The sequence below is a fragment of the Staphylococcus xylosus genome, assembly GCF_002732165.1.
Lineage (GTDB): Bacteria > Bacillota > Bacilli > Staphylococcales > Staphylococcaceae > Staphylococcus > Staphylococcus xylosus.
Map to the genome: position 1 here is coordinate 104,231 of NZ_MRZO01000003.1, position 15,924 is coordinate 120,154.

The 15,924-nt window shown below is 33.1% G+C and carries 8 protein-coding genes; 6 read left to right on the forward strand and 2 right to left on the reverse strand.

The features are described from left to right. Positions 1–363 precede the first annotated feature (363 nt). The 6 genes from ausA (at position 364) to BTM19_RS05640 (ending at position 14,202) form a co-directional block, all read left to right on the forward strand. Positions 364–7,506, forward strand: a complete 7,143-nt coding sequence (ausA, locus tag BTM19_RS05615) for an aureusimine non-ribosomal peptide synthetase AusA (RefSeq protein ID WP_172606467.1) — start codon at positions 364–366, stop codon at positions 7,504–7,506. Next, complete coding sequence (gene ausB / locus BTM19_RS05620; RefSeq protein WP_099265779.1) at positions 7,503–8,144, forward strand: aureusimine biosynthesis 4'-phosphopantetheinyl transferase AusB; 642 nt, start codon at positions 7,503–7,505, stop codon at positions 8,142–8,144. Before ausA ends, ausB begins: the two co-directional genes overlap by 4 nt. Before the next feature lie 200 nt (positions 8,145–8,344). Continuing rightward, entirely contained in the window at positions 8,345–10,231 is a 1,887-nt protein-coding gene (locus BTM19_RS05625; RefSeq protein WP_231291644.1) for a BglG family transcription antiterminator, read from the forward strand. 78 nt (positions 10,232–10,309) lie between these two features. After that, positions 10,310–12,283 (forward strand): PTS fructose transporter subunit IIABC, encoded by a 1,974-nt coding sequence (locus BTM19_RS05630; RefSeq protein WP_029378126.1) that lies wholly within the window; start codon positions 10,310–10,312, stop codon positions 12,281–12,283. Positions 12,284–12,300: 17 nt separating this feature from the next. Beyond that, on the forward strand, positions 12,301–13,236 hold the full coding sequence (gene manA / locus BTM19_RS05635) for a mannose-6-phosphate isomerase, class I (protein WP_038679203.1): 936 nt from the start codon (positions 12,301–12,303) through the stop codon (positions 13,234–13,236). 66 nt (positions 13,237–13,302) lie between these two features. Continuing rightward, entirely contained in the window at positions 13,303–14,202 is a 900-nt protein-coding gene (locus BTM19_RS05640; RefSeq protein WP_029378128.1) for an ROK family protein, read from the forward strand. A 197-nt stretch (positions 14,203–14,399) separates the two neighbouring features. Here the strand turns inward: BTM19_RS05640 and BTM19_RS05645 are convergent, their stop codons facing one another. Both BTM19_RS05645 and BTM19_RS05650 read right to left on the reverse strand, forming a co-directional pair. Beyond that, positions 14,400–14,858 carry a threonine/serine exporter family protein gene (locus BTM19_RS05645; protein WP_029378129.1) on the reverse strand — a complete coding sequence of 153 codons (459 nt, stop codon included), beginning with the start codon at positions 14,856–14,858 and terminating at the stop codon, positions 14,400–14,402. A gap of 13 nt (positions 14,859–14,871) precedes the next feature. Continuing rightward, complete coding sequence (locus BTM19_RS05650) at positions 14,872–15,624, reverse strand: threonine/serine exporter family protein (protein WP_029378130.1); 753 nt, start codon at positions 15,622–15,624, stop codon at positions 14,872–14,874. Between the last annotated feature and the right edge of the window lie 300 nt (positions 15,625–15,924).

Genomic DNA, 15,924 nt, shown 5'->3' on the forward strand with positions numbered 1-15,924 from the left:
AAATAATTTAAACACCAATTCATTAGATGATGTCTTTTGAATTGGTGTTTTTTTGTTGTGTCTTTATTCCAAAAGTTGATTAAATAACTAAAATATAATGTGATTAAAAACTTTAGATATATTATAAATATTATTTATATAATCTGATATGTAATGTTAACATTTTGTAAATATTAATAAATGGTGATAAATATTGTTGAACAAAATTTAAAAAGTACTATAATGTAAAAATAAAAATAGTATAAAAGGTTTTAAAGGATTTATTGATTTAACTTCATCATTGGACATCAAGACGTATTACTAAAATGATTTGGAGCCCAATAGTGATGGATTAATTTTATTCATTTGCTAGGAGGAAGAGGTATGGAAGAAATAAGAGAAGTATTACCAATACAGAAATATCGTTATCAAAATTTTCAAAGTGGTTCAGTTTCTAAAAAATCAATAGCATTGACTGTTAAGTGTTCAAAAAATATTGAAACTAAAAAACTTATGCTAGCATTAAACGAATTAGTACAACAACAACCAATGTTACGTGCTACATGCAAAATAAATGAACAAGAAGAAAAGTTAATCGAGAAGAAATTTTTTCCGTATATTGAAGTGATAAAAATAGAGGGAACAGTTGCGCATGTTGATATTAATCCTTACTTAGATAGCGAATTACAAGACGATGGTACATCGTTATCACCTCAATTTAATTTTAAAATATTGGAATGCACAGATAATAATTTATTGTTATTGAAATTCACATGTTTAATAATTGATGAGGCACATATTAATAAACTGCTAGCTCAACTATCTACAATATATTCAAACATTTCCTGCGCAATAAATTTAAAGTCAGATACATATAATTTACAACAATTGTTGAAGACTACGAGTCACCAAAATATTAATGCAATACGTAAGAGCGTACATTGGCAAGTTAGTGAAGTTGAAAATGAGCATTTTATGTATATGCCATTAAAAAGTTATATTAAAGGTATTCAAACTGTTTCAAAACGCTGTAGAGTAGAGCAAATGTCACATGCAAGAATGTTAGTGAGCATTTATTTAGCGAATTATTTTATGAGCAATAACGATAACATTACACTAGGTGTATTGCATAGTAGCGCAACTACTAATGAACAAACTAACTACATTTATCCTGATATGAAAATGTATCCATTGAATTTGCATGTAGATAAACATACGCCCTTATATCAATTATGTCATGAATGTGAAACAATGCTTGAGGCGATGTCGAACAATACAACAGCAATATTTGAAAAGCATGACTTGGCACAAAATATGCATTTTGAAACTTCTATTTATTGTAGTGACATCATAGAAAGTATAGATATAGATGGAGAAAGTTGTAAGGTAGAAAGTGTTTATGGAAATGATAGTGAGCAAGATATAGCATTTTATCTTAATCAAAATCGCTTAGAATTGTCTTATAATGCGAATAGTTATGATGAATTAACCATCCAAACATATTTTGATTTGGTGCAATCATTATATATGCAAATAACAGAGGATGATTCACAAACACTTCAACACATGAATTTATTATTAGATCAAGAAGCGAAACTATGTATCGATAAGATGAATGAAACAAAGAAAGTAGAGAAGTCATGTGTCATTTCTGAATTGTTTGAAAAAATGGTTCGCCTACATGCGAATGATGTTGCATTAGTCTTTAAAAATGAATCTTTGACGTATGATGTATTGAATCAACGTGTAAACCAAGTGGCTCATTATTTAAGAAGTTTAGATATACAGCCAAATGAACACGTATGCATATTAGCTGAGAGAAGTATAGAAATGGTTATAGCGATATTAGGAACGATTAAAGCTGGTGCAGCTTATGTAGCAATTGACCCTCAAGCCCCTCAATCACGTGTGAAATATATTGTGGATGATGCTAAATCCAGAATTATTTTATTACACAACGTTGCTTATAACCAACCAGGTCCAACTAAAAATATAAGCGAAATCGTTTGTTCTAACACATCTAATCCAACGATTATTAACCACTTAGATGATACGGTTAATGTTATTTATACTTCAGGCACAACTGGTAAACCTAAAGGCACATTGATTCGTAATCGTAGTATTGAACGTTTAGTTATTAATTCCAAATATGTTCCGTTAAATAGCGACACAGTCATATTACTTTCAGGGACAATTGCTTTTGATGCGACGACATTTGAAATTTTTGGTGCGTTACTTAATGGAGGCACATTGGTTATAACACAACAATCAACTTTGTTGGATCCAAATGAATTGGAAAAAGCAATTATAAATCATGGTGTGAACACGATGTGGCTCACTTCATCTTTGTTCAACCAAGTAGTGAGTGAAAAGATAGAAGCATTGGAGTCACTCAAATACTTATTGATAGGTGGGGAAGCTTTATCAACAAAATGGGTGAATTTATTGAATAGTCGTGAAAAGCACCCTCAAATTATTAATGGCTACGGTCCTACAGAAAGTACGACGTTCACAACAACATTTGTCATTCGTGATTTATATGAGTCACATATACCTATTGGACAACCTATTAATCAAACTCAAGTCTATGTCATGCAAGGTGAGCAACAATGTGGTTTTGGCGTTCCAGGAGAATTATATATTGCAGGAGATGGCTTAGCAAAAGGTTATCTCAATCAACCAGAACAAACACAGAATAAGTTTATAGATAACCCTTTTGGTGAAGGAAAGCTATATAAAAGTGGTGATCTTGTGCGTTTAAGACCTGACGGTAACTTAGATTATATTGGTCGAAAAGACAAACAAGTTAAAATACGAGGATTCAGAATTGAATTAACAGAAATTGAAAAATTGTTGGAAAAAATTGATGGTATTAATAAAGCAGTTGTTGTTGTAAAAACACGCTACAAAGACAAACAGATAGTTGCTTATTATGAAGGTGTCAATGTAATGTCACACTCGATATTACACCAACATTTAGCGGAAGAACTACCACAATATATGATTCCTAATTTCTTTAAAAAAATTGAAAAAATACCAACTACGATAAATGGAAAAATAAACGAAGCGGCTTTACCTGAAATTGATGTTGATATAGCGGCTAATTATAAAGCACCAAAAAATGAAAATGAAGCATATTTATGTGATCTCTTTGAAGAAGTATTACATGTAGAAAAAGTAGGTGTCAGCGATAACTTCTTCGAATTAGGTGGTCATTCTTTACGTGCAACTTTGGTAGTTAATCGCATAGTAGAACGATTTAACAAAAAACTTACCATTAGCGAATTTATGCAAGCACCTACAGTAGAAAAGCTTAGTAATTTAATAGAAAATAAAAACCCAACAGAAGTAGAACATTTGCCTAAAACTAGCAAGCAAACTTACTACACTGTGAGCCCAGTACAACGTAGTATGTATTTGTTGTGGAAATTAAACCCACTCGACACTGTCTACAACATTCCCTTTTTATGGCGGTTAAGTTCAAGATTAAATGTTTCGCAATTAGAACAAGCTGTTGAGAAGTTGATAGAAAGACATGAAATATTACGAACAAAGTTTATTATCAAAAATAATATGTTGTATCAACAAATCGATGAAACACCTTGTATAGATTTTAGCACTGAAAAAACATCACTTACAGATGAACAAAGTATCATACGTCATTTTACAATGCCATTTGATTTAGAAAAGGGTAATTTGATTAGAGTGAGATATATCATGGCAACTGATCAAGATTACTTATTTATTGATGCACACCATAGTATTAACGATGGTATGAGTAATACAATTTTATTAAAAGAACTAAATCATCTGTATCAAAATAAACCATTGCCTAAACTTGAACAGCAATATAAAAATTATAGTGAATGGATGACACAGAGAGATTTATCAGCACAACAAAAATATTGGCATGAAAGATTTGAAGATGGTATACCTATAATGAATTTTCCAACAGACTATGCTCGTCCCAGTACAAAGCAAACTGCCGGGGACATGATAAAATTTAAATTTGATGCGGCATTAAGTAATGCAATTAAAAAATATGTACAACAACATAGTGTGACAGACTTTATGTTTTTCATGAGTAGTGTGATGTTATTGCTGAGTAAATATACTCAGACGGAGGATATTATTGTAGGAAGTGTTATTAGTGCCCGAACGCATAGAGATACTGAAAACATGCTAGGTATGTTTGCTAATACATTGGTATACAGAGGGTTTCCGAATAAAAATAAACAGTGGTCATCATTTTTAAATGAGATAAAACAAACATGTTTAGAGGCTTATGAGCATCAAGATTATCCATTTGAACGTTTGGTTGATGAGTTAGTAAAAAATCGAGATGCATCTCGAAATCCATTTTTTGATGTAATGTTCGTATTGCAAAACAATGAGACGAACCATGCTCATTTTGGACATAGTAAATTGACGCATATTATGCCTAAATCGGATACAGCCAAATTCGATCTTTCATTCATTATTGAAGAGGTGAATGAAGAATATATTTTGAATTTGGAATACAGTACGAGCTTGTTTACATGTGAAACAGTGGAAATTATGGCAGAACAACTCAATAATATTATGAAAGCGTTGGTGACGACAGAAGATAAGAAGATAGCTCATATTTCTACAGCTAGTGAACATATGGAGCAATGGATTGCGCATCATGTAAATAATAAACAAGAAAGCTATCCTCAAGTGAATAACATTGCTGAGATGTTTGAACAACAAGTATCAATAAAACCAAATCATGTAGCATTAATATTCAAAGGTGAAACACTGACTTACGTACAATTAAACCAAAGGGTTAACGCAATCATTCATCGGTTAATAAAGAGCGGTGTACAAGGTGGACACACAGTCGGATTGGCCATGAATCGAGGTTTCACTATGATTGCAAGTATGTTAGCAGTGGCTAAATTAGGTGGCACATACGTGCCAATTGATCCTAATTATCCAAAAGCTAGAATAAACTATATCTTAAATGATGCCAATGTAACAGTTGTGCTAACTGAGAGCAACGTAATCTCGACGCATAAACCGATAATTGATTTAACTGAAATTCAGGCGACGAGCCTACAATATAATAGTGTAGCTGTTTCTTCACAACAACCACTATATGTTATTTATACTTCAGGAACGACTGGTCACCCTAAGGGAGTTGTTATTGACCATGGTAACGTGCATAATTTGGTCCTTTCTTGGAGTGAAGTGTTGAATTTAACTGAGAATGAAGTCTTTTTACAATACGCTAATTATGTCTTTGACGCATCAGTATGGGAAATATACACTGCCTTGTTAATGGGGCATACACTTGTGATTGCTTCAGAAAGTGAACGTTTGGATGTTCATGAACTAGAGGACCTTATCAACAGACAACATATCGGTGTAGCGTCTATTCCAGTTCAAGTGTGCAATATGATGTCAAACTACCATCTTAAACGTCTGGTTACAGGGGGATCTGTTAGTACAAAGGTATTTGTTGAAAAAGTTAAGCAACATAGTGATATATATATCAATGCATACGGACCATCAGAATCTACAGTAATTACTACGTATTGGTCAACATCGGATCATAATGATTATGGTATCGACACGGTTCCTATAGGCAAGCCTCTGACAAATATCCAAACATATATTATGTCAGATAATCAATTATGTGACATAAATATACCAGGAGAGTTATGTATTACAGGGGCACAATTGAGTAAAGGCTATTTAAATCAATCGGGCATGAATAAACAGAGGTTTGCTCCCAATCCTTTTGGTGAAGGATATTTGTATCACACAGGTGATTTGGCTCGATATTTACCTGATGGCAATATAGAATTTTTAGGTCGTATGGATAATCAGGTTAAGTTACATGGTTACCGTATTGAGTTAACGGAAATTGAAAATTTGATTAATAGCCACTCAAGTGTGAAGGACAGTGTCGTAGTAGTTGGTTCTAATGAAGAAAGAAAATTTTTAATCGGTTACTATGTCAGTGATGTAGATCAGGAAAAAGAAATTATAGATTTGCTAAGTGAGCAATTGCCGCAGTATATGATTCCGAATCACTTCGTACGCTTAGAGAGTATTCCGTTAAATAAAAATGGGAAAATAGAGTATAAGCAATTACCACAAATAGTAGAAAAAACTCACAAGTATATTGCACCACGTAACGAAGAAGAGCGTTTGTTTGCAAATGTTGTCAGTAAAGTGTTGAAGATAAAGAACGTAAGTATTGATGATGATTTCTTTGAACTTGGTGGGAGTTCTATAGATGCTATGGCAGTTGTAGCACATATGCAAAAATCTCACATCATTCTTTCCATGCAAGCTATTTACCAGCATAAAACAATTCGACAAATATTAAACGCAACTTCAGAAATTAATGTGCAAGTTCCAGAGCATTTAAATGACCTAAATAGACTATTAAAAGTTAACGACAAACCTGTTTATCAACCGGTGGTTAAAAATAAATTAGGTAATGTATTTTTAACAGGTGCGACTGGTTTTTTAGGTGCATATTTACTAGATATGCTGCAATACCATACAGACCAGATTATTTGCTGTGTGCGTGCAAATAATGAAGTTACAGCTGTTGAAAAATTAAAAGATAATTTAGCTTGTTATTTTGATGATGAAAAGATAGCAAAAATTTTGAGTAAGGTTGTTATTCATGTAGGAAATTTTGAAGATCAATTAAGATTATCACAACATAACATTCAAACGATAATTCATGCAGGAGCACGCACAGACCATTTTGGAGATGAGGAAGCATTTTATCGCACAAATGTTGGAAGTACAAAACGTTTATTAGAAATTGCACAGCAAGCAAATATGAAATTTATTTATATATCCACAATTAGTGTTGGGTCAATGTTTCCAGAAACACATACAGATAATCATTTTTCTGAATGTGATCTTTATAAAGGACAGAGTATTGATTCTCCTTATACTTTGAGTAAATTTTATGGTGAAGTTGCAGTGCTTGAATGCATACGTTTAGGATTAGATGCGAAGATTATCCGAGTGGGCAATTTAACACCTAGCACACAAGGTATCATTAATATGAAGCACGTCACAACGAATCGTTTTTCAATTATCATGAAAGACTTATTAGCACTTGATGAAATTGGAGAAACCATAGCACAGATGAATGTAGAATGTTCCAATGTAGATACTGTTGCAGAGGCTATTGTCAACATAGCCATGCTTAATAGCGATAGAAATATGTTCCATGTTTATAATCCGTATATGTTAAGTATTCAAACATTATTAAACCAATGTAGAACATCAGGAAAACCTATAAGCGTAATAGATGATCAAGCATTTCAAGAATTGTTAAATAAACAGAATATGTTTGAAATTGTAGGATTGAATAGTACAAGAAAAGCACAACGACAAGCACAATTGACCTCAGTGCAAACGGAGGATATTCTACACAAAATAGGAGTAGAGTGGAAACCATTGAATCAATCATGGATTCAGAGTTGGCGTAGTTTTATAGAAAATTCATTTAATGAAGAGGGGATTAAATGATTGTAATCTTAACAGAGATAGAAGACTCAGTGCCTTATATAAAAGATAATTTGAAAGAGAGCCGTTGGGCAACCAAGCGTACGCTAATTCAATATCGTTTGGATAAAGATGTCCTAATACATCAAATAGGAGATATAGTCGTTCAATTTGGTTTGCAGGAGTTTTTTAATATTAATCCAGATGATTGGTATTACAGTGTTTCTGATTATGGCAAACCAACTTTGATACATGAAAGTACGCTAAACTTTAATATATCATATGCCTATCCATATGTTGTTTGCGTATTTGATAATCGGCCTGTTGGTATAGATATTGAACAAATGAATCGAGTAGAATATGACGATATAATTACTTGCTTGCACTATGAAGAACAAACATTTATTCGTCAAAGTGAAGAAGAAGAGCGAGCTTTTCTAGAAATATGGACTAGAAAAGAAAGTTATGTAAAATTATTAGGCATTGGACTGAATAAAGATATTGCTACTTATAATGTATTATCACCAAAAACATTTGAGCAGAAGCAATGCTATTTTCATAAATATGAAGCGGATAATTACATTATAAATGTCTGTTCTCAAAAAATTGTCAAGCCACGGATCATAATACTGAATTTGAAGACTGATATATTAAAATTATAATTACTGAGATTGTCCAAAAATCAATAGTATAAGCAAATGCTTAAATGTGATAAACACTTTCGAGATTTCAAAATTTTGTTTGTGTTTATGATTTAAGGCATTTGCTTTTTATTATGTCATTATTCCAAAAGTTGCTTAAATAATAGGTAATAGCTACAATGAATTTAAATATTAAATCATCTTTGAGCAAGAGTGGAAATATGGGAAAGCGCGGTGCAATGATGTTAGAAAGACATGCCAAACTCATAAGATTGTTACTCAATAACAGTAATCATTTTTTAAGCGCAGATGAAATAGCAAATTACTTAAACGTCTCTAATAGAACAGTGAGGAACGATATTAAATACATTAATGTTGAAGTATTATCGGCACTAATTGTCAGTATCAAAGGTCGAGGTTTCAAGGTGAACCAAGACCTATATAGTATAGAGTATATAGAGGAAATCGTTTCTTATTTTACAAATAAAGAAAGCGAATTACTTCTAAAATTGGGTTATCATCTCTTAATGCATCAACAACCCACAACTTTAGATTCATTAGCACATCACTTTAATTTATCTAAATCAGAAGTTAGTGATTATTTAATGCGTGTTCAGTCCTGGTGCAATTCGTTTGATATTACTATTAACCTAACTAAGAAAAAAGGTGTCACTGTAAACGGAAACGAAATGAATATTAGAAATGCGATTCTACACTTAAATCAATTATCTTCAAAAAATAAAACGGTTGATGATGTGATATTAGATGAAATACCTAAGGCACATAGCGAGATCATTAGTAAAATTATTGAACGTAACTTAAATGCACATCATATACAAACTTCTAAAATAAGAATAAAGCAATTACTCATACACTTAATTATTATAATTAAACGTAAAAACGATGACGGCTATTCATGGGTAGTCGATAAATCCTCTTACAAAATCGCACAACAATGTATTACAGATATCAATTCGGAATTAGGTTATCGACTTTCAGATGAAACTGCGCAACTTCTATCATTTTTTATTAGCTATTATTTTAATAAATACGATTTAGGGTTTGAACAAATCTTTGTTAAAAGTTATATCGATCGCATGATTCATCAGATGGAGAAAAATGTAGGAGTAGATTTTTCAGAAGATCTAGAACTACGCGACAATCTATATGCGCATTTCAGCAGAACTTACTTACGAATAGTAAAGAATGTTTATATTAATAATCCTTTAACTGAAGATATTAAAAAGTATTATCCGTTTGTGTTTAATGTATTGTATGAGACAGTAAGTCATCTTGCAAAAGATGCAAAAATAAATTTAGTTGAAGATGAAATTGCATTTTTGGCGTTACATTTTCAATCTTCCATAGATCGTCGTAAAAAAGACTCGTTTAATATTGTTATCACTTGTTATTATGGATTAGGAATTTCTAGTTTATTAGAAGCGAAAATTAAAAATATAGATGATAGTATTCATATAGTAGATACATTAAAAATGGAAGATATTAATGATTATAACTTTAGCGATATTGATGTTCTGGTTTCTACGCATCCTATCGAGGATACACAACTGCCTAATGATTTAACTTGTATAGAAGTATCTCCTCTATTTTCAGAGGAGGATGAAAATAAAATTGCTACAGCTTTAAACAGTAAGCAAAATCCGGTATTACATCAAACTGAATTAGCTTCAATTCAGTTTAGTGTATGCTCAGATAAACAGGAACAAGTGGTTGCGAGTTATGTTTTTGAACAGGCTCAAAAGATTTTGGAAAACAATCATGCAGTCACCAAAGATTACATGAAAAGTGCGTTGGAAAGAGAAAAATTTTCTTCTACGTATATTGATAACGGGATGAGTATGCCACATGGTGATCCGGAAAAAGTATTAAAATCACACGTAATTATTTTCAAAAATATGCAAGGTTATATCTGGAAACAAAATAAAGCTAAGCTTGTTTTTTTCTTAGCAATTACAGAACAAGACATTCCCATAATGAAGAAAATTATTCATACTATTGCTAAATTGGATGAGAATGCCGTAGATCAATTGTTAGTACTTGAAGATCAAAGTTTAAAAAAGAAAATCATACACTTAATTAATGAATAATTGCCACTAGTAACGGCAATTATTCTTTTTTATACTCTTGTGAATACGCTTACAATTTATTTGAGGAGGATGAACGTTATGAAAATTTTAGCGATTACGTCGTGCCCAAATGGGATTGCGCACACGTATATGGCCCAAGAAAAATTGGAACAAGCTGCCAAAGATATGGGCGTACATATCAAGGTTGAAACACAAGGTGGTGTAGGTGCAGAAAATGTCTTAACAACAAAAGAAATTAAAGAAGCGGACGGCATTATTATCGCAGCAGATCGCCAAGTAGATTTATCAAGATTTGATGGGAAGTTATTAATTAACGAAAGCGTTAGAGAAGGTATTCATAAACCGGAAATATTGATTCAACGTATTATTGATAAAGATGCTCATATCCATCATGTAACTGATGGAGCTAGTCAGTCTAGCCAAGAAGATAAACCCAAAACAGGTATTCAGATGATTTATCAGCATTTAATGAACGGTGTATCGTTTATGGTTCCTTTTATCGTTGTAGGTGGATTGTTAATGGCGATTGCTCTGACGCTTGGTGGAGAAGCAACTTCAAAAGGTTTGGTGATTCCAGAAGATTCATTTTGGAAATCAGTTGAAAATATAGGCAATTTAGCTTTCAGTTTTATGGTTCCTATATTGGCTGGTTACATTGCAATGAGTATTGCTGATAAACCTGGACTTGTACCAGGTATGATTGGTGGCGCTATAGCGGCTGACGGTAGCTTCTACGGTAGTGATGCTGGAGCTGGCTTTTTAGGTGGTATTGTTGCTGGCTTTATAGCAGGTTACATTGCGAAATGGATTAAAAATGTAAAAATACCAAAAGTAATGGCGCCCATTATGCCGATTATAATAATTCCTATTATCTCATCACTCATTGTGGGATTGATATTTATATTCTTAATTGGTGCACCAATAGCGAGTATCTTTGAAGCATTGACAACTTGGTTGAAAGGTATGCAAGGTACTAACATTGTAATCTTAGCATTAATTATAGGAGCGATGATTGCATTTGATATGGGAGGCCCTGTAAATAAAGTTGCTTTCTTATTTGGTTCAGCGCTAATTGCTGAAGGTAACTATGCTGTAATGGGAATGGTTGCAGTAGCGGTTTGTACACCACCTATTGGTTTAGGTTTAGCTACGTTTATTAATAAACGCAAATTTAATAAAGGTGAAGTAGAAATGGGGAAAGCTTCATTTACTATGGGATTATTTGGTATTACAGAAGGTGCTATTCCTTTCGCTGCACAAGATCCATTAAGAATTATTCCATCCAATATGGTAGGGGCAATGGTAGCAGCAGCTATTGCAGCAATAGGTGGTGTAGGCGATAGAGTGGCTCATGGCGGTCCGATTGTAGCTGTTTTAGGTGGTATAGATCAGATTTTATGGTTCTTTATTGCTGTGATAGTTGGAAGTCTTGTCACGATGAGTTCGGTGCTGTTTTTAAGAAAAAAAACACCAGCATTAGCTATTGATACTAATGGTATTGCAACAGGAATGGTAACGGAACAACAAGATAACGAATCAGAAGCCAGTGCTACAACACATACTACAACGAATATAAATAAAGAAAAAACAACTGAGCAGATAAATAACACAGTTGATGTATTTGATAAAAATGTTATTAAAATAGTTGATAAGAAAAATACAAGAGACGAAGCGATAGACGATCTCATAGATCAACTAGATAAGAATGATTACATTACGGATAAAAAAGAATTGAAAGACGCTGTGCTAAAACGTGAAGCAGAAGCAACGACAGCAATTGGGATGCATGTTGCAATACCTCACGCAAAATCATCAGCAGTGAAACAACCTGTTGTCGCTGTAATGAATAATAAACATGGTATCGACTGGGAGAGTTTAGATGGCACATTGCCTAATATTGTATTTCTAATTGCAGTACCTAACGATAGCAGCGATACACATTTAAAACTGTTACAAAGACTATCACGAACATTAATGGACGACAATATTCGCAAGCAGTTAATTGAAGCAACACAAACTCAACAAATGTACGACTTACTTAAAGAAATATAAGTGGGAGGTAGGAATAAATGCCATTATTATTAAAACCTGTTTTTCAAGAAAGAATATGGGGAGGCAATGCACTTAAAGCATTTAACTATGATATACCTAATGATCATACTGGAGAATGTTGGGCGATATCAGCACATCCGAACGGTCCAAACATTATTGAGAATGGACGTCATAAAGGTAAAACATTAGATGAAGTTTGGGCAGAAGACAAAGTATTATTTGGAAATCCTACAGAAGATAAGTTTCCATTATTAACTAAAATATTAGATGCAAATGATAATTTGTCAGTACAAGTACATCCAGATAATACGTATGCGCAAAAGTATGAAGGTGAATATGGTAAGACTGAATGTTGGTATATCTTAGATGCAAAAGAAGATGCAGAAATTATTTACGGTGTAAATGCACAGAATCAAAATGAGTTAAATCAAATGATTGATAACAAACAATTCGATGCATTATTCAAATCAGTTAAAGTACAAGCAGGAGACTTCTTCTATGTGCCAGCGGGTACCGTGCACGCAATAGGAGAAGGGATATTAATCCTAGAGACACAACAATCTTCTGATACTACTTACCGCATTTATGATTACGATAGAACTGATAAGGATGGCAATAAAAGAGCGCTTCATTTAGAAGAAAGCAAAGAGGTAATTGACCTTTCGGCTAGCTCACCCAATACATCAGCTAAGCATGAAATGATTCAAGGTCAGGATTATACGCAATTTGTATCTAATACGTTCTTTACAGTGGAAAGATGGATAATCAATGGTCATTTAACTTATACAAAACCACAATCATATTGTCTAGTATCTATTGTAGAGGGCAATGGCGAAGTTACGGTAAATAATGAAACTATTACTTTAGAAAAAGGGGCACATTTTATACTGACGACTGAGGATGAAGAAATAACATTTAAAGGTGAGATGACATTTATCGTTAGCTATGTATAAAAAAGTTAAAGGCGAGATAATTTTAGTTATCTCTGCCTATCTATGTAATCATAGGAGGTAATTACCATGCTGAAAATTTGTACAGATATAGGTGGAACAAAGACAATTGTAGGTTTGATTAATGAAGATTTAGAAATTATAGAGAGCCATAAATTTGAAACGTATATAGATAATCCTGAACAACAGTTTACTGAAATAATCAATATAGCTAACACTTACTTAAAAAGTGTTGAACATGTGGATGATAAAGTACTAAATATTGCTATGCCTGGGCCGTGTGATTATACTCAGGGTGTTTTTTTAAATCCTCCTAATTTGCAAAGATACAATGGCTTTAAGGCAGGTAAATTCATCACTGAACATAGTTCATTCAAACCATATTTTGTAAATGATACGGATGCTGCTATATTAGCAGAACAACGCTATGTTTCATCGAGCACAAAAGATTTTATATATTTAACTATAAGTACAGGTGTTGGCATGGCATATATGAGAAATGGCAAGCTAGTTTCTGGTAGCGATGGTAATTTCGGTGAGATTGGTCATACAATTATTAAAGATAATAGTGACTACCTATGCCCTGTTTGTAGACAATATGGTTGCGTCGAAAATGAAATTTCTGGACTAGCAATAAGTAGAAAAGCAGGTGTATTGCTTAATAAAGAAGTTAGTACGAGAGAAGCAATAGAACTATATAATGCAGGAGAAAATAAGCAAATCGTACAGATGATAGAAGAAGTAATAGATTTAACACAAAAGTTATGCACGAACCTATATAGTATCTTCAACGTATATGATATCGTACTTGGAGGTGGTGTAACACAAAGTTCATTACCTTATAAAGCGCGAATTGAAGCATATGCACAAAAACATCACTTGATTCAAAATAGAGAAATAGTAGTCAGAATAAGTGATTTAGATGCGAATGTGCTAACGGGGCTTTATTTTGTGAACAAAAATAAATAAAGGCTTTCTAGTGTCTATGGGAGTGATACAGAAATCTATTTTTGATGAAAAGGTTCTGTTCTCTCTCCGAGGCAAGGGAGACTAGAGTTGAAAAACATCTTTTAAAGGCTTTTTCAACTCTAGTCATCTTTACCATTATAATGAGTTGAGACAGAAACATTATTTATATTTCAATCACATGCGCACTGTGGAACTTTTTATAATTTGTTTCTTTTCACTAATAATAATTTACGGATATTGAGTGTCTTCGATAACTGGTCAGAAAGTAACAGGCCTAGAGCAATTGATCCAGCAATCAAAATAGCACGAATAAATGTATTTGTAGCATCTGTGAAATTGAGCGTCACAAGTTGCTGGGTCGCTCTAAAGGCAATGCTACCAGGGACCAAAGGTATAATACCAGGAATCATAAATAACACAACTGGTGCTTTATAAACACGACTTAAGATATGTGCTATTAAACCTAGTGTTAAACTTCCTAACAAACTTGTGTATATACTATCCATATGAAAGTTTCTTTCTAAAATAAAAGTTATGGAATAACCCATAGCGCCAGCCAATCCGGCAGGTAAGAATATTTTTCTAGGTGCATCGTAAATCACATTGAAAAAGTAAGATGCACTGAAACTACATAGAAATGTGAATAGAATCGTCATTACGATCCCCCCTTTAAAAGATGAGATAAGCGATAGCAATGCCAGACCCTATAGCAAATGCGATTACAAGTGCTTCTAAGAACTTGGCTGTAAACATTAACATATGTCTTCCGAACAAATCTTGAATAGCTGTTGTTATTAGTACACCTGGAACTATTGGCATAACAGCTGCAATCATCGCTGGACCGAACATTTTATTGACATTAAATAAATTGGACCCCAAAATAACCAGCATACCAAGTACAAAAGAACCCACAAATTCAGGAATAAACATCGTCAATGATTTACTCTGCATATATTCAACAATTAAGAAACCAATTGACCCGGCAATAATTGTGGTGATTGCATCTGCCCAGGTTCCCCCTTGTAAATATAGAAAACTTAATGAAATTATTCCTGCAGCCATTACCTTTTTCCATAATGGAATACTTAAATTAGCGCGATCGATATTTTTTAATAGAATATAAGCCTGATCAATAGATAGTTGGTTACTGGTAAGCTGTCTAGAAATTGAATTAACTTGAAATATTTTTAATAAGTTGGTGCTGTTTTTGTTTATGCGTAATATACGTGTGTCATGTTCTTCGCTTAATGAAAAGTTGATGAACACATTAATTACATAACCTTGGCTATTATAATAGCCCATACAAATTGCGATGCGGCGCATGGTATCTTCTACTCTTGATACTTCAGCACCAGAGGAAAGTAGTATCTTTCCAGCTAATAGGATAACACTTACGGTTAACTTGTCTTTATTTTCACTCAAATGAACACCCCAACTTATGCGATTAATATGATTATTATCCCAATATTAATTTACAAATTCAATATGAAATATAAAGCATAGATAAAGGTATAGCGAATATAGAGGGGAGGCTTAGGTTTGTGTGAGGTCATAGTCCTAGGGAGTCTAAAAAGTTCATTGACTGGTGGATAGGAGGAACCTATGTATTGTACTTCACTATTCATTTTTACATATGATATATGATTAAGGCTGAGGCAATTAATTTGCCTCAGCCTTTTTAGTATTAACCTAGTTTTTAGTTTAGTTTTGTTTTGCATAAGC

Coding starts and splice junctions, on each gene's coding strand:
- BTM19_RS05625 (WP_231291644.1), top strand. CDS start 8,345: ATGGGAAAGCGCGGTGCAATGATGTTAGAAAGACATGCCAAACTCATA.
- BTM19_RS05645 (WP_029378129.1), bottom strand. CDS start 14,858: ATGACGATTCTATTCACATTTCTATGTAGTTTCAGTGCATCTTACTTT.
- ausB (WP_099265779.1), top strand. CDS start 7,503: ATGATTGTAATCTTAACAGAGATAGAAGACTCAGTGCCTTATATAAAA.
- BTM19_RS05640 (WP_029378128.1), top strand. CDS start 13,303: ATGCTGAAAATTTGTACAGATATAGGTGGAACAAAGACAATTGTAGGT.
- manA (WP_038679203.1), top strand. CDS start 12,301: ATGCCATTATTATTAAAACCTGTTTTTCAAGAAAGAATATGGGGAGGC.
- BTM19_RS05630 (WP_029378126.1), top strand. CDS start 10,310: ATGAAAATTTTAGCGATTACGTCGTGCCCAAATGGGATTGCGCACACG.
- ausA (WP_172606467.1), top strand. CDS start 364: ATGGAAGAAATAAGAGAAGTATTACCAATACAGAAATATCGTTATCAA.